Source organism: Novipirellula sp., assembly GCF_041583735.1.
Lineage (GTDB): Bacteria > Planctomycetota > Planctomycetia > Pirellulales > Pirellulaceae > Novipirellula.
Genome location: NZ_JBFHFD010000006.1, coordinates 29,938 through 50,712, shown reverse-complemented (window position 1 = coordinate 50,712; position 20,775 = coordinate 29,938). Strand labels below are relative to the sequence as shown.

The following is a 20,775-nucleotide window of genomic DNA, read 5'->3' as shown; positions in this document are numbered from 1 at the left end:
TGCAGCAGCTTGTCAATGAGCACCGTGGCCATGAAGCGAATGTCTAATTTTTTAGAAGGGGGCGAAATCGTAGAAAAGCGGTTCGGCTTGCCGTAATCAAATTGATTCGATTGAGATCAAGTTAAATTGCTGATTCGGACAGCGGTGGCTGCGAAGCCCGCTTTGACATAGGGAATGAATAAAAAAGTTCGATCGATAAGGACGCCGCGAAGAAAAAGAATAATTGCGGCGGTGACTCCATTATCACACGTGATTGCTCGCATTCAAAGAATTCACCTGTTTTGACAGGCGTGGTATCAAAAACGCGATCCGGCGAATTGCACTGAGGGCGGTCTGCCTACCGCTACTTGAGCGGCAAGGGGAACAACCCTACCGGGTGGATAGACCGTATGCGATCGAGCCGTCGAGCAACGCTTGCGGTCGCCGCCACCGATCCCTGACAAAACGCCCAAAATCGACTCGCGAACGAGCCGAGATGCAAGCAATCAAGAGTGATCAGAGTGATGCCAATTCCTTGGTAATGTGAGCCAGCGCGACATCCTCGAGCTCGGTCCGTTTGGCGACCCGATTGACCTCTTCAAATGTCGTCACGCCGCGGATTACCTTCAGCATGCCATCGGCGTAAAGTGTTGACATACCGTTTCTTATGGCGGCGTTACGCAGCTCCAACGTGCTCGCACCTTTGAACATCAATTCGCGTAACTTCGAGTTCACCAACATCAGTTCGTAGATACCAATTCGGCCGCGGTATCCGCTGCGTCCACAGAACGAACATCCCTTCCCTTTGGTGAACTCGGCCTGCTTGATCATCTCCGGTGGCAGCATCGAATCCGCCAGCACACTTTCGGTCGGTTGGTACCGCACCTTGCAGCGGGGGCAAATCGTCCGCACCAACCGCTGAGCCAAGACCGCGATCACACTACTCGCCACCATATAGCCTGGTACACCGATGTCCACCATTCGTGATATCGCACTGGGCGCATCGTTCGTATGCAGGGTACTGAAAACCAGGTGTCCAGTAAGACTAGCCTCGATTCCTGTCGCCGCAGTCTCATGATCCCGCATCTCACCAACCAGGATGATATTGGGAGCCTGACGCAACATCGCACGGATAATGCGAGCAAAATCGAGCCCAATGTTGTGCTTCACTTCGACCTGATTGATCCCGGGCAAGTAGTACTCGACCGGGTCTTCGGCGGTGATCACTTTGCGGTCGGGGCGGTTCAGTGCATTGAGCGATGCGTACAGCGTGGTGGTCTTGCCGGACCCGGTCGGTCCGGTCACCAGGATAATGCCATTGGGCCGACGGATCAGCGAGTTGAAATTGCGGAAGTCGCGTTCGGAAAGACCGAGCTGGCGAACCCCCACCTTGATGTTGTCTTTGTCCAACAGCCGCATCACGCACGATTGGCCATGATTCGTCGGAATGATACTAACCCGCAAATCGAGCTGTTTGTCACCCACCGTGATCTTGATCCGCCCGTCCGTCGGCCTTCGCTTTTCCGAAATATCGATCTTCGACAAGATTTTGATACGGGCGATCACGGCTGATAGCATTCGGCGAGGCACGTTCTCGCGCTCGACCAAAACGCCGTCAATTCGATAACGGATGCGGACGCGATGTTCGAACGGTTCGACATGGATATCGCTGGCCCGCAACTGCACCGCTTCTTGGATCATCAGGTTGACCAACCGGATGACAGGAGCACTGTTGTCGTCGACGGTTTCGTCGCCGCCGGCCCCCCCGCCGTCATCGTCGCTGGTTTCGGTAAAATCGATTGCGGTATCGGTGAATTCTTGCAGCATCGAGTCAGCCGATTCCCCTTCGACCTGCCCGTAATACTGGTTGATCGCTCCGATAATGGCCGATTTAGGGGCCAGTGCGGTTTCGATCTTGCGATTCAGGATGAACCGCAGCTTTTCTACCGTCGCGAAATCGAAGGGGTCGGCGATCAAGATTCGCAGCGTCCCTTCCTCGTCGATACTGAAGGGCAAAATGGTGTTTTCACGAGCCACCGATTCGGGGATCAACTCGATCACCGTTTCGGCGATCCGTTCTTCGCGAAGGTCGACAAAGGGGATTTTGTGGAATTCGGCGAGTGCGAGTGCTACTTCTTCGGGCGTCGCATACTCCATTTGCACCAGCACGTCGCCCACATCCGCTTTCGTGGTCTGAGCCACCCCCTCGGCTTCGGTGAGTTGATCGAGGCTAATGATGCCTTTTTTAAGGAGCAAATCGGTGAATTCGCGAGTCGCTTGGCTCATGACAGATATCTCTACGCGTTTGAAGGGATCGACGTGCGATCAAGATGAGTGTGTTGCGGCGGAGTCTAAGTCGTTGTCTCCGTTAGCTATAGGATACCAAGACAAGCCCACAAAAACACGACGAACTTGGACCAAGCGGCAGCGAAGTTTGTAATTAACGCCGCGCATCGAGGGTCCTCACGTTTGCAACATCCAGCCATGAGGTCGAGGACGCGTGGGGCGTCCTGATTTTCATGAGGTTGCTGCGCGAACGCGCTAGCCCAATGCGACTTGCTGAGAGGCAGCGGTGCGGCGCAAGCCGCCCGGTTGCCGCGAAAGAAACGTTCGACATTTACCGGGTGGCTCGCGCCGCTCCGCTATAAAAACACCCGCTCAAGGCGAAAGCAGATGACATTGAGGCTTGCGCCGCTACCAAAGTAAACGGCATCGCGTGCTAGCCGCCCATGGCGACACCGATCGCCATGATTCCAATGATGCCCATGATCACCAACCCATTAAAGACGAGTCCAAGAATGGCAAAGATTCGCGAGCGGTTAGGTTGACACAGCCCGGCTACCCCCAAACCGATCCCAAGCAGGTTCAGGCCAATGACTCCGAAAATACAGAGTCCCACGATGATCGCAATCGGCGATTCTTCGTTAATGCCTTCCGGGCTGGAGGCCTCGGCAAACCCGGCTACCAAAATGATTGTGAAGGCCCCAATGCCGACCAGGATCGACATGATGAACGAGGCAATCCCAAAGCCTGACTGTTTTTTGCCTTGCGGAACGTCACCTGCAAAGGGGGGGCCGCCCTGTCGTTGCGGTGGCGAGTAGGGGGATGTTGGGGGTGGATTGCCGGTATCGAAACTCACAGTGCGTCGCCTTCTGCGCATTTAAGGTTGTTTTGTTCTCGCCGAACAAGTGCGGCTCATTCTAATGGCGATCCAAACCAATTGCCACTTGCCTGGACCGGCGGGCCAGTTGGGGATGATCGTTTTGTCGACGGAGCGAGTTTTCAGCTTGCGATTGCGATCGAAAAACAAAGCGGACGCACTCGGAGCAACGAAATTGGAGAGCGTCGAAGGTGGCGAGCAGCAAACAATTCCCCGACGCACGCTTCCCCTGCTGGCGGTGAAACGTCAAAATACAAAATGGTGGCGTCGCCACTCCGTGGCGGAACGGTTCATCTCTTTTTATCCCCTTTGTTTGAAATCGGCAAATCCGATTCAGGATCGCACGACACCATGCCACAACTATCACCTACGGGGAACGAAATCGTCCAACGACTAAGTCAGCGTCACGGACTCTCCTCGGACGCCGTCACGCACATGTTAATTGCCATTCATAACGGCAATGGATCGATGGCTCAGTTTAATCATCCCGAATTTGGCGGTTGCGGCCAGTGGATGCGGGGCGGGATGACGATGGTTAGCGATCTGTTTAACTATCAACTGAAGTCTCGCGTTGAAAACATCTGTAACGACATCGCCAACGAATTGGCGAACCACCAAACCTCGCCTTTCCAAGGGTCGTTCCAAAGTCAAAGCCAAGGAGGCCAAAGCCAAGGCACAGGGAACACACAATCACAAGCCTCTGGTGGGATGGGCGGCAACAACAGTCTGTTTGTTCCCGATCCCGATCAAAATTGGTGGCCCGAGGAACTCGGAGTGCCCAACGCGACCGGAGCACAAAACAACATTCGCTACGCCTATTTCTCGTGGAGTCGCCGACTGGCGGTAAAAACAGGCTCCGATATTTGGGTCTACGATACGCTGGATCATCAAATCGGTGGCTTTGGACAACAGCAAGGAGGGGGCAGTTCAATCACGTTCACCAGCCAGTACGGGACGGTCAACCTAGCAAGTCTGCCGGTGATCTCTCGCAACGGAGTGGCTCCAGTGCCACCGACTCCGGCAGCCCCGGCCGCGGCGCCGCCTGCCAACGAAACGGCCCCGAACCCCATGGCAGCTCCGGCCCCGAGCGACAGCGGAAACCGTCAAGACGCCTCTGGTAACGAAGGCATTCTCGGCACGCTCGAGCGGCTTGGAGCGTTGAAAGAAAAGGGCTACATCAGTGACCAGGAATTTGAAGAGAAAAAGCGTGATCTACTGAGTCGTCTTTAAACTGCCGGCGCAGCGAAGTTCCGGCGCAGCGAAATTCCGGTATGGCGGCTGGATTGGCGTAATGGAAATCGTCAAGACGACTGTTCGATTGACGGATGCGGCCCCGAAACTTTTGACACGTTCCGCTACCGTGAAAGATGCTTCACGGCGTCGCCTACGACGCTACGCCAAATCACCGGAACGTTTTCGCGACTTTCGAGCATCATCTGCGACTTCAAACAAAAGGCCTTCGTAGGTATCGACCATCGAAGTCATACCGAATCGTTTGACGATGGAGGTGGCCGCATTGCCAAGTCGCACACGTTCGGATTCGTTTTGGATTAAGGATCGCATCGCTTCGGCGAGCGCATCGACGCTATCGTCCACCAGCAATCCGTTTTCGTTGTGCGTCACGATTTCGCATGAACCACTTTGGCACCTCATCGCGATACACGGCAATCCGGTTGCCATCGCTTCGAGCAGTGCCGAGGGGAATCCTTCGTAGCGGCTGGGCAACACAAACAGGGTGGCGATTTCATATTCAGGTGCGATCGGACGCAGCCAGCCGGGCATCGACAAACGTCGGCTGATTCCCGCTTCATCAGCTTGTCGTTGCAGCTCCTCGCGCACTGCGCCTTCACCCAAGATTTTCAGCGACCAAGCGGGTGCATCGTCCGCGATTTTTGCGAACGCTTCGATCAAACGATCGAAACCTTTTTCGGGTGCCAGACGGCCGACCCCCAAAATGATCTTATTTTCATGCTCGATATCACGGCAACGTGGTGGCGTGATCGCCGAGGGGATCACCGCAATCGGATGGGGGCTAAGGGGCGCGAGCGTATTGGCGATTGCATCGGTCAGTGCGACCACCCGCGCGGCTCGCTTGTAGGATCGTCGCCGCATCGTTTCCCAGAAGAAACCGAGCGACTGCTGGGCCGGGTCGCTGCGTTCGCTGATCACGATCGGTACCTTCATGCCGATGGTCGACAGCAGCACGTCGAGATTGGTGCGATCGCAAAACGAGAGCACGACGTCGGGTTTTTCCGTCGCAATCGTTTTGCGGATCGCCTTGTGCCGGCGATGCAGATTCATCGCTTTATCGACCCGTCCGCGGCTGGCGCGCATCACCCGCAGCGGAATTCGGCGGACCGATTCGGCAACTTCATGCCGGTCGGTGCGGGCGTCATCGAACGTGACCAGCACAACATCGTGATCGCGGGCAGACAACTGGGATGCCAAGGCTGCCATCACCCGCTCGGCGCCACCGCCACTAAGAGAATGGATAATGCAAACGATTTTCACGGATTAATCACTCTGCGGTGGTGCGGGGACGACGGTTCTTCGGTGTGTGGCGATAGTAGTGGAAACCGCGGAATTGGCGAATTGTCGGAACGAATCAGTTGAAAGGATGCTGCGGCCCGACTAGCGTAGGGATTATGCGCAAGCATAGGGTCGTACGGGGGCCCTCCATTTTTAGATCGCGAGAGTCGCAGAATTTTCGCGACAGTCCTAGCCCCCATCATGTTTAGTTGAGGTTTTCGATGAAAAGTATCGTTGTCGCTGCCGTTTTAGCCCTTGCCGCCATTGTCGCCACTTCCGAATCGGCCTCTGCGCAATACCCCGACTCCGGAGGGGTCTTTCCGTTTGGTGGTTACGGATTCTATAGCCCCTACGGCTCCTACTACGGAACATCACTACGTACCCCTCCCTACTTTGCCACCAATCCCCCCGTCTATTACGGTGCCCGTTACGCCCGGCCTTACGGAATGAGCCCCTTCGCTGCGCCGCCGATGGTCAACGCCCCGACAAGTTACCGCGGTCGATTGGAGTCTGAATTTATGACTCCTCCAGGCGCCTCGCATGGCCCGATCGGCAATCCCTGCATTTCTTATTCCGCGTCGGTCAAACCGAAAGCAAAGAAGATGGGTCCCGTGCGAGAGAATCCCTACGTCAGCGAAAACGCCGACGCCGACAAACTGGCGCAAAACTAAGACCGTCTTCGGTCCATTTCGCTCGCGGAATTCGTTGCTGGAACTCGTGTGTGAGTTTCGTCGACACCCGAACGCCGCAATGCCACGCGTCAACGCGCAGGCGTCTTATCTTAGCGATCGCGGCGTAAACCCAGCGTCATCATCAAAAAATTACGCAGCAACGGAATGCACGAAAGTCCGCGGGGTCGCGGAGTCTTCGAGCAGCACGGGGCTCGGGGGCTCCGCCACGCACACGGTTGGCCCCATTCAGGTTTTGCGCCGCGGTGCCGTTTTGAGTTGCCGTTTTGAGTTGCAGCGATCCTCGACCCCCAGCCTGCTGGGCAACTCTCATTGGTAACAACCGGAGTCGCCGGGGCGAATCATTTTTCTAAAACAGTTTCTTTTTGCTTGCCTTGCCCACGTGCGGACCGCTATATTTACGTTCGCATCGATTACCACCCATTGCACGCGAGCAGCAATGGTCGCGTCACAGGATAGCCAATTTCCTGCATGAGCCAGGGTGTCACGCCGCCCGGGGCAAGCGGCGTCGCACCCGCTTTCGAGTTCTTTGCTGCTTATCTGAAGCGAAGACTTGGCAACACAACTCTTTCCGTGGGTTGCTTAATCCACGAAGCGAGCCCCCGCGTCGGCGATGATAGTCAAAACCGCTTGGCCCTGGGGATACGGGCCTGGAAAACAAAGGGACTGGAAAACAACGGGACTGGAAAACAAAGGGAATGGGGCACGAATGACGCTACGCCAATTGATGCCTCCGTTGTTGTCGAGGACGAACACGACTACAAAACTTTAAAAACACAGCTGCTGAAATGGACGCGGTGAGATAATAAAACCCATAGAACATGTTCAGGAAGCAAATGATGGGACTGACGAGCACAACCGTGTAGAGATACAGGTAAAGTGGCACGAGTACAGCGTCTCTCTTGGCAAGATTGTATGTCAACACGAACGATCCACCGATCAAAAGTGTCACAAAGATGCTGGCAAACCCAAAGTCGAAAAACAGTGGTCCGAACAGAGTTGAGTAGATATAGGTTCGTGGCGGAACCTCTGCGGTCGCCTTCGCATCGTAGTGGATGTCGCTAAAGTAGGAGCTAAATTTTGCCACGAGCGAAAACGTAAATTTGCCATGTTGGTATTCGGCGCGATTAAAGTTTTCGATGGCAAACAGATACTCTGGGACAGCATGAACGACATACGCGTGGATAACCGACCAATCATAAAATGCGGATCGAAACGAGTCTGGCATCGCACTGTGCCTTGCGACGGATCGATAGTTGGGGCTCAGTTCTAGCAGATCGGTGAAACGCCCTGCTTCCACCGCAGCCTCCGTGGACGCCCCCTTCAGTTCGAGACGATGACTAAACATTCGTGTGGAAAATACAAAGAGCGAAAACGCCACCATCGATCCGACGAGTATCGTCCTCTTTCGCAGTCGAATTCCCGAATAATAAAAAGCCAATGCAGCAAGAATCGTGACGGAAAACACCGCTCCACGTTTGCCTAGCAGGATCGTATTCAGCGGTGCCACCAGACAGGCAAAGATGGAAAGGACGACGGCGATTTTCCACATTCGTTTCGCATGGGGCCGTGCTGAATTGTGCAGTGCTAATGAAATAATTAGCGTTGGAAACGCCAATGGATAAAGCAAGGACGCAACCAGACCTGCCATTGATGCGCTGATTTCCGCGTTCTGTTCGTAAAGCTCGTTGACATTTGATGTGACGGAAAACCCGCGAGCCACGAAGAGGTCGTAACACTTCAGAATTGTCCCAAGGAGGGCTAGCCCGATCAGTATCCAAACGCCAAGTTGCAAAAATCGTGAGTCGACGGGGATTCCAGATTCGATTCGGGACCGCTGCTTGCCTCCGTGTCGGCTAAAACGATAAAGGATCGCCGGAAGGGCAATGGCGATGACGTTTAGGAACAGGAAAAACCACGTTTGATAATCGTATTCGAGGGCGAATGCGAAGGGGCTTGTCAGGTGGAAAAAACCAAAGATGGCAGCGGAAATCAAACAGGCTGACAATGGAGTAGGCAGCTGCAAGCTCGATCCGTCGTGGGTTGCCACTTTGCTCATATCATCCTCATGCCGGTCGTCTCAACCGGGAAGTTTTGTTTCCCTATTTCTCTTTCGGCTGATCTCGGTAACGCTGCGCAATCTTGCATGCCGGATTACCTCGTATGACTGAAAATGCCTCGACGTTATTCGTGACAATCGATCCCGCCGTAATGACTGCATCGGTTCCAATCGTTAATCCCGGCCCCACGAAAGCCATACACCCCACCCACACTCCATCATGAAGAGTGATCGGAGCATTTCGGTAATTCATCGCTGGATCCCGATAATCGTGGTTACCCGCACAGATGGTTGCTCGTTGAGAAAGACAGCAGTGATTGCCAATCGCAACTGGCTCAAAGTTGATAATGCAGACTTCTTCGCCAATCCATGTGTGATCCCCAATCCTTAGCTTCCAGGGAAAATGGACGTTGACCCGAGGTTTGATATAGACATTACGTCCAACTTTTGCCCCAAACAATCGAAGACATGTAACTTTAAGATTGGAGGGCCATGGTAGCGGGGACAGAAACACAAAGCATTTCAAAACATACCAAAGGATGAATACGATCGTGCTTGCACCACGCTCGAAGTTCTTGCTTCGATCAAATTGATCGTTCCGGACTCGGCTTTCATACATCTTAGATATCTCGGCGTCTCATTTCAGATAAGCGGTGGTGACAAGCAGCGTTGGTATTGAGTCCGCGTCACGGTTGCAGATGTTTCAACAAAGCCGACTCGAGTGCGTCTAGCTGCACACACGATGTGTCCAGCCCTGTTTCGTCAAACACAATGCGGCGATCATTGATATTCACAAAGATCGCGGGACGTCCATTTAACGCGAATTCGAGGCCAAGCGTCGAAAATGCCGAAACAAAAACCAACGAATCACTGTAACGCTGGGTACGTTCGACCGTGGCGATGGTTGCAACTTTCTTGCAGCTGGCTTCTGATTCCTTTGGATGTGGGTAGACAACAAGGTCGATCTGCAACTTTTTGCAAACCTTGCTTACGATCTCCAAAATCATCCAATTCGGCGGATAGTCTTTTCCTTGAAATCCGAGAGCGACGTGAGGTGTCCCACGTGAGAGCCATCTCATTGATTTGTTTAGATCGCTCGCTTCGATCCGCACACTCGGATTGCCACTGAGGTACTTCTCAAAAACGTGCTGAAACCTTGTGTCGAGCAAGTGATAGCGATCAAAGAACAAACGTCGCTGGATTTTCTCGAGCGGACGTAGTTCCCAAGCACCATGCTGGTGCCCTGTAAAGACGTCAATAAGCTGCTTGCGACGAAGTTCGCTTAACACCGCGACATACGGCTGAAAATGCGCGGCGACATGAAACGAGCGAACTCCGTGTTGTTCCGACAAATAGGTAATGCAGGCGAGATCGAGAAGCGTCAAGCTAGCCAAAGGACATTGCGGCTTGATGCTACGGGCGAGGCGTCGATATTGACGGACGATTGCCACGACAACGGACGGCCGAATCTTCCTGAAACGAATCGACCGAGGTGACGTGCAGACGTGGAACGATCCTGGGGTGTCAAAACGGGCCAGCCGCGGATCGTGGATATAGTGGCAACAACCGGTGGGCGGGCCCCCATCGCCGGCAGGTGTATTGCACGCGAATGCTAGCGTTCTCAGAATAAACTCAGCAAACGAACGCAGGCGATGATTCTTGACATCAAGTCCCTCGCATACCTGTTCGCTTTCCTCGACGATCGTATGAAATGCGGTCGGATCCAACGGCGATGGATCCTGGCTTGATGGGTCAACGGCGTGCAAAGGTAACGCAGCAGATTCCGGAGCACTTGAAACCAAATGGAAAGCGACCAAGTTTACGACTCCTGCTTGGCAAAGCATCCCCGACACCATCGCAATAACCAACCCGATCTCGCCGTACCACAGGCAGCCAAAATAGGACACCGCAATCGTGACACTTCCCGCAACAATCGTCGCCGCGGCGAGAAATGACGTTCGCTTCAATCCACTTAGGATATTCACGCCGATCAAATAGATGCAGTGGAATAGATTAAACAGACAGAAACATCCGAGCGTCAGCTTGCTAGGAATGTACTGGACCGGTAACCGGGCGGCGCCAAAATAAAGAGACGTTGCAATAAGAAGGTAGATGACAACGATGACGGCTAAAGCGAGAGCCATACAGCGGCTAAGAATTGAGATCGCCTGGGAATACTCGCGTCGACCAAATGCTGAATTGTATTTCGGTAGTCTTGCTTCGAGCAAGGCGACGGGAAAGCCCATCAACAGCGATGCAATTGCCGAAAACAGAGTAAAGGAAGCCATTTCTTCCAAGGTTTGGCTAATCGTTCCGATCCAGCGACCGCTGGCATTAATAGCCCAAAGACCGATCAGATGCATTGACACCGGCAGAGAGTAGTGAAGCAATGAACTTAACAGTCCCGCCTCGGGTGCCGCCAACAGAATGCGTTTGATCTCTCCATGCATTGCGATTAGAAATGCGCCGAAGAGCCCACAGGCCATTGATGCTGAAATAACGATCAACGGTTCGGTAGAAGTCCACAGCAAAAATGGCAAGGAGATAAAAAAGGGCGCGAACGCGTACACGCATGCCGCGAGGGCAAAACGCACGGCTTGCCCTTTTACTCGAAGCAGCGAGAATGCGAATTCGCTCAGAATTGCGGCGAAGACGTGAAACGCAATGCAACATCTCAGCAGACTTGACCCGTGCGTCAACGGATCGTCGGGGACAGCGACCAGCAGGATGGCGAGCGTCAGCGTTAACCCAGTTCCCGCAATCGCCGTCGTGGTGAAAAGCGTCGTTCGAAACAAGGAATTGCGTTTTGCTCCTTGTGGATGATCGAACGCGAGTCGCATCGGGGCGAATACAATCCCAAGGCTCAGCAGCGGCACAAGCAGGTTGACTGCCGCCAGCAACATTCCGTAGCGAGAAAAATCCGCAGGCGAAACGAGTGCTAATAGTACCGGGATCCAAACGGCGCTGCCGAACTTTCGCAGCACTGCGGCCGAGAGAAATGCAACCGTCGAGCGAAAATCGGAGCGACCGGTGGTCGAAGTGACCGACGCGGAATGATGATTCTGCGAAGTCGATTGCACTCCTAGCGGTGCGGGTTGAACCGGCGGGCTCATCATCGGCTCTCAATCAAAACTTCACAGATTTCTCGCACGGCGCCACTGCCGCCTGGCAACGTTGCGACATAGGACGCAATTTGCCGGACCTGCTTGACTGCGTCTGCCGGGCATGCCGAAAACGCCGACCGCTGCATGATTTCGATGTCATTAAAATCATCTCCAATCATCGCGACTTGTGACGGACTCACATCGTGCTGTTCACACAACGTTGCCAAGAAATTGCTTTTGTCCATTACCCCCAAATGAATGGGGATGCCGATTTTCTTCGCTCTTGCCGCAGCGACCGATGAGTTCTCTCGGGTGACGATGGCCACTTCGATTCCTTGTTCTCGCAGCAGCGACAGTCCATGCGCATCGCGTGTATTAAATTTCTTCATTGCTTCACCGTTGGCGTCATAATACATCCCACCATCAGTCAACGTACCATCGACATCACAGACAACCAATCGAATGCCTCGGAGCACCTCGACATAATCGCCTTCAAAAGCACGGCGCCGAAGCAGTGATTCGCAAACCGCCCAGTCATCAGGTTCATCGATTTCAAACGCGGTTCGCGGCTCCATCTCAAAGACACCGATTTTGCCGCCGAGTCGGCACTGGTACTGCTCAAGAATTTCGCGACGCGTGATATAAAACGCGCCGTTTTCAACCAAAGTACCTTTCCAATCCTGGCGGCGCGGACGATGAACGGGATCGTAGTTAAGAGCTTTACCGTCTGGGCTCCAGACAAATCGCTTCTCGATAACCCCTGTTACCATGCTGTCGTAGCCATCGGAACGAAGTGTCCCAATCGCGCGATCCAAGTCGCTAGCGGTCGTCAACGGCGATGTCGCCTGGATCGTAACAACCGTCTCGAAATCTATTTTCTTGGCGAAATCGATCATTACGGATTCGGTCGATGCCGTATTGGTCGCGTATTCAGCGGGACGATCAATCACTTCGACAGGCAACTTGAAGGAGTGGACGATTTCTTTGATCTTTTCACTGTCCGTGGAAACGTAGACCCGGTCAATCAGCGAGCTTTCGCACGCAGCTTCAAGTGACCATCGGCAGAGCGGCTTGCCTGCGATGGGCTTGACGTTTTTACCAGGAATCCCCTGTGACCCACCGCGAAGCGGGATAAGTGCAACGATTGGATTAGCCATTCACTTTCCTCTTCAGCTTTTCTCGTTGAACTTTTTCAATCGGCAGAATCTCTTCGGACTTGTATGTCAAACCTTTGGCGACACTTTTTAGATTTCGTGCCAGGCGACGCATTCCGTCCGGCTCGAGACTTGCGGCATGGTCAGTTCCTCGCCATGTTCGATCCAGCGTGAAGTGCCGCTCAAATACCGTCGCGCCTAGTGCAAGCGCTGCGATATCCGCTGCAATGCCAAGGTGATGCCCCGAGAAACCCACGGCTTTGACGTTGCTTCCGTATTCTTCAATCAGTCGCTTGATTTCAAATAGCCCCAGATCTTCAAAAGGCACGGGATAACCCGAGGTGCAAGCATAAATCACCAAGTCCTTTCCACGTCCTTTCTTGTCATAGAATTCAACAATCTTCGACTCCTCTTTGCGTGTGGACATGCCCATGGAAACATGGATTTCACCGGAGAAGGAGTCGCACAAGTATCCGGCCATCTCAAAGTCGACATTACAAGCCGAAGGAACCTTTAGTAGCTGCGGTGACAGTTGCACCATCTCCTTTGCCGCGGTGAGATCCCAGACCGAGGTCGAGTATTCGACCTCAAATTTTTCGCACCACTCTTTCAATTGGCGATGCTGATCAACGTTGAACTCTAGGAATTCACGATGCTGACCATAGGTTTCCCCGTAACTGTTATGGGGATTGGGGTGAGGGCGGTCGTACTCTTGAGGTGACAATAGCTCACGGTTCGTGCGTTTTTGGAACTTGATCACATCAACCTGACAAAACACACTTGCCATCTTGATCAATTCGTGCGCGATCTCCATCTCGCCTTTGTGGTTGCATCCGACTTCTGCGATTATCATTTTGTTACCCGATTTGGATGGGGAGTCACCTAAGCAAGATCATGCGACCCATTCGCTGCCTGCCTTGTAGGGGCAAAAACTTGCCTTTGCTCAGTGAGGCAAACCAATTCGCTAGGCCCGATGCTTTACGAATTGATTCCATCACTGGCTGCATAATGGGAACATCGTCGCCAAATTACCCAACCCTCTAGCACAAATGCTAGCTATACCTGCTTTTGCACAACCGGGATGGTATCGCGTGCATGACCCGAATTTTGTAAATAACGAAAGGCTCAGGCGCAATCGCAAGAATGTGTCTAAACCGAAATTTCGGAATCCATGGATTGAACACGGTTTTCCGTCTCCAGTCCCCTTAGCCCAATTTCAATTTGCCTGCAGTTAGCACCACCGAGAAAGAAAAAAGCGATGGGTAAAAAACTATTTGACTTCGACGTTGATCAACAATGGGACTACGAGAATGGCTTCTATTTGACGAGTCACAAGAATCGAATTCCGAAGATGTTAGCACACTATGATCTTTACAAATCGATCGTAAATTTGCCGGGACACGTCGTTGAGTGTGGCGTTTTTAAGGGCGCCTCCTTCATTCGCTTTTGCAGTTTTCGTGAAGTGCTTGAAAGCCCCTTTTCTCGAAAAATCATTGGCTTCGACGCGTTTGGCGCCTTTCCGAAGCAAGAGGACGCAAACGACCAAGCGTTTGTCAACGAATTTGAGGGAGCGGCCGGAGAAGGAATCTCCGTGGATGGATTAAAGGAAGTCTTACAACACAAAGGATTCGAAAATTTCGAATTAATTAAAGGCGACTTGCTCGAGACGTTGCCTACCTATATCACCGAGCATCCCGAGCTTCGAATTTCGCTCTTACATATCGATGTGGATGTGTACAAGCCAACGGTGGCCATTCTGAAAAATCTTTTCGATCGCGTGGTGCGGGGTGGATTAATCGTGCTGGATGACTATGGCACTGTCGCGGGAGAAACCGATGCAGTCGACCAATTCCTTGCGAACAGCGACTATGTTGTTGAAAAACTTCCAATTTCGCACATCCCTTCCTTTATCAGAAAGAAGTGATTAGCAAGGAGTGCGGAATGGGATCACTTCTTGCGAGTCAGCAACGTTAACTCTCGTTCGACAAAATCAATCACGGGATCGCGTCGATACGCCTCGGATCGTTCAATTGCATTATGTTGCAATTGACCATAACGCTGCGGATCATGAGAAAGGTCGTTCAAACGATCGAGCATGTCGTCCAATTCATTCCAGTGGGAAGTAATCCCAAGGCCATACTGCCCCACTTCGGTGCCTAACGGCCCATCGGGGTCACAGACACAGAGGACAGGTGTACCTGTCGCCATACAAGGAATGAGTTTGCTTGGGATAAAGGAGGCTCCAGCGCCCGATTTCTCGGTGATCACAAAAAGGTCGGATTCAAACAACGCATGAACGAATCCAGCCTCATCGAGGAATTCGCCAAACCGGAATCGTGGATCACCGCTAGCTTCAACCCACTGCTTCAAGCTTGGCGCTTCGCCGCCGTTTCCGTGAATCGTAAACTGGAATGCGAGTTTTGATTTCGAGAGCTGCTTACAGAATTCCAGCAGCCCCTGCTTTTTTCCGATGTTCCCACCGTAGAGCAACTTGATCGGCTGCGAGACAGGGCGGTTCAATTTTGGAGCATGCGCCGCGATCACCTCGGCCATCGAAGTGTTTAGAAAGTTGGGGACAAGATGGATTGGCTGATTGCGGGTTCTCAATTCGCTCAGTCGTTGGATCATCTTCGGAGCAATAGAGCTCCACAATACCGCACGGTTGAAAAGGAATTTTTGAGCGATCTGGCTTAGACGGTTGGCAAATCGATTTTTGCTGATCCCCGCGGCCGCCGCTGCATCCGCGGGAATGTCTTGTACATTTAGCCACATCGGTTCTCGGTAGAATATCCGCCGGATTGCACCATACAGCACCGAGCTAAGCACCGGGCAATACACCATCACAGCGTCATAACGACAGAAATAGAACAGACTACGCATCAAGCTCAATGTGAAGGACAACTCGAACATCACACGAGGGATAAACTTCGAGGGGTTGGTGGGGATATACATCCCAAAACGAACGACACGCACGCCGTTGATCGTTTCCGTCGTGGTTCGCCAAGGTTTCGCTCCCGATTTATTTTTCCATTCGGGATAGTAGGGATAGGTGCTGAACACCGTCACATCATGCCCCCGCTCGACAAGCCCGTAACACATGTCGGAAAAAACCGAGGCACCACCTCCGCGGTCGGGATGAAACAGATTAGTAACAACTAAAATCTTCACGAGGCACTCCGTTGCGGTCAGGTCATTGAATCAGCAGTGAATAAGCTAGCGTGTAGCTCGTTCATCTCGGCTCGGGGTGAATCTTAAATACGAATCAAAGAATCGAAACGACGCGGACAGGTTGTCCGATCCGATGACGTCCTCCACCGCGATGAGAGAATTCTCGATCCCCAATCGAAATGCCGCCATCGGGAACGCATTCCCCGTCGGGCATGATCGAATGGTCATTTCGTTCGCCCCGAAAAAATGCGGAAGCGACAAATCAGTACGCACCCTCGTTTTTCAGAACCACACTTGGGGTTCGTGCCAGGATCCATATATCAAGCCACAGTGACCAATTTTTGGCATAGTACTCGACAAGCATCACCCGCGTTTGAAACGTTACATCATTGCGACCCGCGACTTGCCAAAGTCCGGTCAGCCCCGGAGTCATATGTGTGTACTCAAAGAACTTGGTGTTGTAACGGACGATTTCATCCGCTGGCATAGGACGCGGCCCGACGAGGCTCATCTCGCCGACCAGAACGTTCCAAAGTTGCGGTAACTCGTCAAGACTCCAGCGCCGCATGGCCGAACCGATGTAGGGCACGATGCGAGGATCATTTTTTATCTTTTTGGTTTCGTTCCACTCGGCTTGCAATTCCGGATGAGCTCTCAAGTGTTCGTCAAGCACATGGCTGGCGTTGGGTATCATCGTGCGGAATTTCCACATTTTGAATCGGATCCCATGTTGTCCGACGCGTGGATCCCCGTAAAAAATCGGACCTGGCGAGGCGATTTTAATCGCCATCGCGATGATCGCGCCGGGGATCAGCAGCAGCAAGAACAATGGCACACAAATGGCCAAATCAAACAAACGCTTTGTAACCCGCGGCATGAATCGAGGTAACGGGCGATTGATTCGTGTAATCAGGCTACCGGGAACGGGCGAGCGTTCCCCACTTAAGATCGCCGATTGCAAATTGCCGAAGACGACCACCGAAGGAAACGTGAAAATTAAACGCTCGGTCAATCGGACACGCGTGTCACTCGAAGTCAGGACGACGACGGGAGTATGGTGATTGCGAGCAATCTCAACGATGTCGTAGCTGTTGATCACGGTACGCAAGTCAGCTTTGGCTGCAACGTCGGGCTCAATGTAGTCGGTGGCAATCGCGACCGGTCGATACCCACACGTTGGATGTGATTTAAGTCGGCGAAATGTTTGCTGCGAAGATTCGGCATCCCCCACAATCAACGCGCGCATGCCCCACCAAGTCCGACGAGCAAGATAACGACGGGCAACATTACGGCTGAGCGGCAAAAAGAATGCAGTCATCATCACGCCAATCAGAAACATGATGAATTCCACCCTTGGCAATTGCCCTAGCATTGCATTGAGTGCCGCTAACGATACAAAACTGAAAATGGTGGAGCGAACTAAACCACGGAGTTCGGCGATCTGACTGTCCCCCACCCCCGGATACATCTGGTGAATGGACATAAACAAAAATTGCAACAACAGGATCGCTGGCAATTGATTCCACGTGCCTGGGTGAAGCGGCCGCTGTAGAAACAGGTCAACGATATAAGCTGCACCGACGAGGCAGAATCCGGTCACCAGCAGGTCGACAATCAGCAAGGGTAACCCCGTCAGAAACGCCTGGGTTGAATAGGCGACACTCAGACGACGGCTAGGTCGGCAAGCCGTATGCTCCGAAAGGATTTCTTCCACGCTCGCCAGATTTGCGTCATCCGCTTCTTCCGACGAAACGATAGCGGCGACGGCCATTGGGCCGAGCAAGCGTGCGGTCGTTTCAAATCGTGTGGACAATGAAAACACTCTGCTTTGGGTTTGCGTCGAGTCGACGAGGCTAATAAGTATGGCTTTGCCGCACGATCGTGCGAACAAAAGATTGGCGTCGGCAAACTAAAAACTACTCGCTTTTAAACTTGAAACGGTTTCCACCAATCTTGCCGATTGTTCCGATTTTCGGGCCGGTTTTTCCGGAGTAACCGAATACTCGTGGTAGTACCCGACATAGCTATATTCCTCGCTTGAATAACCGTTGGAGTAACCGTAGGTTCCCTGGCCGTTCTTCTCCGTTGCATTGATGATCAACGCCGTTGGGCAAACATCGATTTCTTGCAAAATGCGAACGGCACGTTCAACGGGACGTCGACCATTTTTCCGAATTCGTACGGTCAACATCACCGCGTCCACGATCGGGGCAATAATCGCCGGGTCCGCCACCGCTAACAGGGGCGGAGCATCAACCAAGACCACATCAAATTGCCGTTCACAGTCGGCAAGCAGCTTCGATAACTGGCTTGATTCGAGCAGTTCGGCAGGGCTGTGAGTTCGTGCACCATGCGGCATGATCATCAAATTCGGTACTTCCGATGCATGAAAGCAATCCTGCAAATCCGACGTCTCAAGCAACGCATCGCTTAAACCTGGGCTGGCCTCAAGTCCAAACAGCCCACCGATCACCGGCCGCCGCATGTCCGCATCGATTAGCAATACCTTCTTGCCTGCTTGGGCGAACGAAATTGCCAGGTTAGAGATCGTCGTTGACTTTCCGTCTCCTGGATGAGGACTAGTCATCATTAACTTCGTTGCACCCGAGGCGCGGGTTTTCACCATCATCGATGTCCGAGCCACACGATACAATTCCGACTCCGCAGAACGTGGCGTGTGAAATGCGACCAACGAAGGGTCGAGCTTCGTTTCCTGGCTCAGTTCCTTCTTCACTCTCTTCAGGTCAATACGAGGAATGTGAGCGATTGCAGGAGCCCCAAGCGTGTATTCCAAATCGTGCGCGTCTCGGAATGTTGCGTCAAACAGCTCGGAAGCGACCGCCAGCGACCCTCCAAAAAACAACCCAAGAATCCCCCCCAGTGCAACGACAATCGGGATCTTTGGCCAGGCTGCCTCTTTTTCGATTTCGGGACTCGCAAGCAGATCGGTGGAAAATCCAGCGTAGGAACCGGATAGATTAATTTCTTGCAAACGACGGATCACTTCGTCATAGCGTGCTTGGGCTCGATTCAGCTGCGCCTTTAACGCGCTGCCTTTCAGAAAATCCGCTTCGACCCCTTTAGCAAGCCGCAGTTCGTTGGCGGAATCGGCAATCAGAATCTGCTCGCGTTTTTCCAACTCGGCAATGTCGTGCTCAAGTAGCATCGAGTAGGTCGTTAACATCTCCTTGGGATCAAGTTTACGTCCCTGCTTCGCGGTTGCTGTGGGTGCGTTGGCAGTGATGAATTCTTGAATGACCTGGATCTCTTTCTGAGTGGCAGCAACCAAAGGATGATTGGGACCAAAATCTTCCGCCAAGGTTCGTTCAGTTTGTAAAAGCGACAACAGACGTGTGTACTGAGCTCGGGCCGCTTCCTCGCGAGCAGGTTGCTCGGCTTGGAATTCCTCACTCTGAGCTTCCCCACGCGTGACATCCAAAAACAACTGCAGTCGCTCGACTTCCTTTTGACTTAGCAACGCTAGATGTGCGGTATCGTTGGACTCAAGCAACTCGGGACGATTCAAATAGGTCCGAATCAATTCAAGGCGTGATGTTTGCTGAGCCAGATTCGAGCGAACTTCATTAAGCTCTTTTTCGAGATTCTCTAAGCGATCCCTGTGGATGTCGCGAACCGTGTCACCTTCAAGTAAAACGGGTACCGAACTAATAAATGCACGGTACTCTTCGTCAGCTTGCGCCAATTCAACTTCGTGCGTCTTGCGAGCCGCTTCGATCAATTCGATGGCTTCTTCACCGCTGTTCTCACCGTGAGATTCAACATAGCTCCGATAGCTTTCGTACACCGCTTGCAGAACCTTTGCTGCATCCTCGGCCTTCGGATCACTGTAAGTCGCTCGGATCACCATCGCGTCGCGAGCCGAACCTTTGCCACCACGCTGCACATCAAGATTGTCGAGCAGGTGATCAATCGGATGAGTGTTCTTTTTGATTGCTTTTTGGAACGAGTCCAATTTTCCCAAACCGTTCTTTTCGATCGCCTCGGCGAGATTGCGACGGCTGGTAAATAACTGCATATGGGTCGCGAGTTGGTCCGTTGCAATCGCATCACCACTGGCCGCAGCGGAGGACGCGGTTCCGCTGGATGTCATCTCCGAGGAACGCTGCCCCACCAAGACCTCGACCTTCGATTCATAGACCTTGGTCGCTGTAAATTGGTACAGTAGCGAGAGGATGATGCCAAAACCAAATCCAAATGCGATCAACGCCCAACGTCGACGAATCACACCGATCAGATCCAAATCAAATTGAGTATCTTCACTTGAGCTGGTTACGTCTTTTGCCATCAGTGGGACCCGATTCAATCACAAAAAAAGAAGGAATGTTGACACCACATGAGCCAATACAAACGCGAGGCTTGCAATCTCATGTTTTGCGCACATCCTTGTTTCTCGGCGGATCCGTATCCCACTGAAGAGTGTCTCCTAATCTTTTCATCTTTTGCGAATTGTGCAGAATGTGCACATCGTTCGCTCTGAACGCATTAGGTCGCTATGAAAGCATTAGGAAAAGATTCGACAGCACGCATCCCCCCTAAGTTCCCCAAAACACCACTTTCCTGTCTTTTCGGGTTCAGCGGACCAATCAACCGCCACACGGTGGGGGGGGGCGTGCTACCAAAGCGAGCGAGTGGGGCGGGTGCCCAAAAGAAAGGGGCCAAGAGAAAGGGGGGCCAGATGAAGCGAGACTGAAGAACGGAGAACGAAGCTTCTCGCGGCTCAGAGGTATCGAAGTGCCAAATTCCAGCTGCCGCTTGGGGCATAATCCCCCAAACTGAAACGGCAAAATTGGGACGAAATGGATAACACGCCCCCGGCTCGCCCCCCCTCAGCGAAAGCCCCCATAATCGCAAACGACCGCTCCAACAGCCCAGGCTGCTTCGAAATCCCGGCGAGTGTCACGGCAGAATGCCA

The 20,775-nt window shown here is 52.8% G+C and carries 14 protein-coding genes; 3 read left to right on the top strand and 11 right to left on the bottom strand.

The window, feature by feature from the left end; all coding sequences use genetic code 11:
* Positions 1-495 precede the first annotated feature (495 nt).
* On the bottom strand, positions 496-2,265 hold the full coding sequence (locus ABX962_RS01350; protein ID WP_372715895.1) for a GspE/PulE family protein: 1,770 nt from the start codon (positions 2,263-2,265) through the stop codon (positions 496-498).
* 433 nt (positions 2,266-2,698) lie between these two features.
* The gene (locus ABX962_RS01345) at positions 2,699-3,118 is read right to left on the bottom strand and encodes a hypothetical protein (RefSeq protein ID WP_372715893.1); all 420 of its coding nucleotides are present in this window, start codon (positions 3,116-3,118) and stop codon (positions 2,699-2,701) included.
* Between the two features lie 372 nt (positions 3,119-3,490).
* Between ABX962_RS01345 and ABX962_RS01340 the strand changes: the two genes are divergently transcribed.
* Positions 3,491-4,369 (top strand): SHOCT domain-containing protein, encoded by an 879-nt coding sequence (locus tag ABX962_RS01340; RefSeq protein WP_372715891.1) that lies wholly within the window; start codon positions 3,491-3,493, stop codon positions 4,367-4,369.
* A 162-nt stretch (positions 4,370-4,531) separates the two neighbouring features.
* Here ABX962_RS01340 and ABX962_RS01335 read toward each other — a convergent pair whose 3' ends face one another.
* Positions 4,532-5,650, bottom strand: a complete 1,119-nt coding sequence (locus ABX962_RS01335) for a glycosyltransferase family 4 protein (protein ID WP_372715889.1) — start codon at positions 5,648-5,650, stop codon at positions 4,532-4,534.
* A gap of 239 nt (positions 5,651-5,889) precedes the next feature.
* On the opposite strand from ABX962_RS01335, the gene ABX962_RS01330 reads away from it, so the two are divergent.
* A complete protein-coding gene (locus tag ABX962_RS01330; RefSeq protein WP_372715887.1) occupies positions 5,890-6,339 on the top strand; it encodes a hypothetical protein in 450 nt (149 codons plus the stop codon).
* A gap of 733 nt (positions 6,340-7,072) precedes the next feature.
* On the opposite strand, the gene ABX962_RS01325 is transcribed toward ABX962_RS01330, so the two are convergent.
* From ABX962_RS01325 to ABX962_RS01305, 5 genes are all read right to left on the bottom strand, one after another.
* Positions 7,073-8,383 (bottom strand): hypothetical protein, encoded by a 1,311-nt coding sequence (locus ABX962_RS01325; protein ID WP_372715885.1) that lies wholly within the window; start codon positions 8,381-8,383, stop codon positions 7,073-7,075.
* A gap of 76 nt (positions 8,384-8,459) precedes the next feature.
* Positions 8,460-9,035, bottom strand: a complete 576-nt coding sequence (locus ABX962_RS01320) for a WcaF family extracellular polysaccharide biosynthesis acetyltransferase (protein ID WP_372715884.1) — start codon at positions 9,033-9,035, stop codon at positions 8,460-8,462.
* 67 nt (positions 9,036-9,102) lie between these two features.
* On the bottom strand, positions 9,103-11,532 hold the full coding sequence (locus ABX962_RS01315; RefSeq protein WP_372715882.1) for a lipopolysaccharide biosynthesis protein: 2,430 nt from the start codon (positions 11,530-11,532) through the stop codon (positions 9,103-9,105).
* Positions 11,529-12,677 (bottom strand): HAD-IIIA family hydrolase, encoded by a 1,149-nt coding sequence (locus ABX962_RS01310; protein ID WP_372715880.1) that lies wholly within the window; start codon positions 12,675-12,677, stop codon positions 11,529-11,531. The genes ABX962_RS01315 and ABX962_RS01310 overlap by 4 nt, the downstream gene beginning before the upstream one ends.
* Positions 12,670-13,461: an N-acetylneuraminate synthase family protein gene (locus ABX962_RS01305; RefSeq protein WP_372715899.1), complete on the bottom strand. Its 792-nt coding sequence runs from the start codon at positions 13,459-13,461 to the stop codon at positions 12,670-12,672. Before ABX962_RS01305 ends, ABX962_RS01310 begins: the two co-directional genes overlap by 8 nt.
* A 471-nt stretch (positions 13,462-13,932) precedes the next feature.
* Here ABX962_RS01305 and ABX962_RS01300 point away from each other — a divergent pair, with 471 nt between their 5' ends.
* The gene (locus ABX962_RS01300; protein WP_372715878.1) at positions 13,933-14,598 is read left to right on the top strand and encodes a TylF/MycF/NovP-related O-methyltransferase; all 666 of its coding nucleotides are present in this window, start codon (positions 13,933-13,935) and stop codon (positions 14,596-14,598) included.
* Positions 14,599-14,621: 23 nt separating this feature from the next.
* Here the strand turns inward: ABX962_RS01300 and ABX962_RS01295 are convergent, their stop codons facing one another.
* From ABX962_RS01295 to ABX962_RS01285, 3 genes are all read right to left on the bottom strand, one after another.
* Positions 14,622-15,842, bottom strand: coding sequence for a glycosyltransferase family 4 protein (locus ABX962_RS01295; RefSeq protein WP_372715876.1), 1,221 nt, complete (start codon positions 15,840-15,842; stop codon positions 14,622-14,624).
* Between the two features lie 262 nt (positions 15,843-16,104).
* Positions 16,105-17,655 carry an exopolysaccharide biosynthesis polyprenyl glycosylphosphotransferase gene (locus ABX962_RS01290; RefSeq protein WP_372715874.1) on the bottom strand — a complete coding sequence of 517 codons (1,551 nt, stop codon included), beginning with the start codon at positions 17,653-17,655 and terminating at the stop codon, positions 16,105-16,107.
* 96 nt (positions 17,656-17,751) lie between these two features.
* Positions 17,752-20,148, bottom strand: a complete 2,397-nt coding sequence (locus ABX962_RS01285; protein WP_372715872.1) for a polysaccharide biosynthesis tyrosine autokinase — start codon at positions 20,146-20,148, stop codon at positions 17,752-17,754.
* Positions 20,149-20,775 lie beyond the last annotated feature (627 nt).

Bases quoted from the DNA above. Each gene is read 5' to 3' on its own strand.
- ABX962_RS01350 (WP_372715895.1), bottom strand. From the start codon at position 2,265: ATGAGCCAAGCGACTCGCGAATTCACCGATTTGCTCCTTAAAAAAGGC.
- ABX962_RS01340 (WP_372715891.1), top strand. From the start codon at position 3,491: ATGCCACAACTATCACCTACGGGGAACGAAATCGTCCAACGACTAAGT.
- ABX962_RS01330 (WP_372715887.1), top strand. From the start codon at position 5,890: ATGAAAAGTATCGTTGTCGCTGCCGTTTTAGCCCTTGCCGCCATTGTC.
- ABX962_RS01320 (WP_372715884.1), bottom strand. From the start codon at position 9,035: ATGTATGAAAGCCGAGTCCGGAACGATCAATTTGATCGAAGCAAGAAC.
- ABX962_RS01315 (WP_372715882.1), bottom strand. From the start codon at position 11,532: ATGATGAGCCCGCCGGTTCAACCCGCACCGCTAGGAGTGCAATCGACT.
- ABX962_RS01310 (WP_372715880.1), bottom strand. From the start codon at position 12,677: ATGGCTAATCCAATCGTTGCACTTATCCCGCTTCGCGGTGGGTCACAG.
- ABX962_RS01305 (WP_372715899.1), bottom strand. From the start codon at position 13,461: ATGGCAAGTGTGTTTTGTCAGGTTGATGTGATCAAGTTCCAAAAACGC.
- ABX962_RS01300 (WP_372715878.1), top strand. From the start codon at position 13,933: ATGGGTAAAAAACTATTTGACTTCGACGTTGATCAACAATGGGACTAC.
- ABX962_RS01285 (WP_372715872.1), bottom strand. From the start codon at position 20,148: ATGGCAAAAGACGTAACCAGCTCAAGTGAAGATACTCAATTTGATTTG.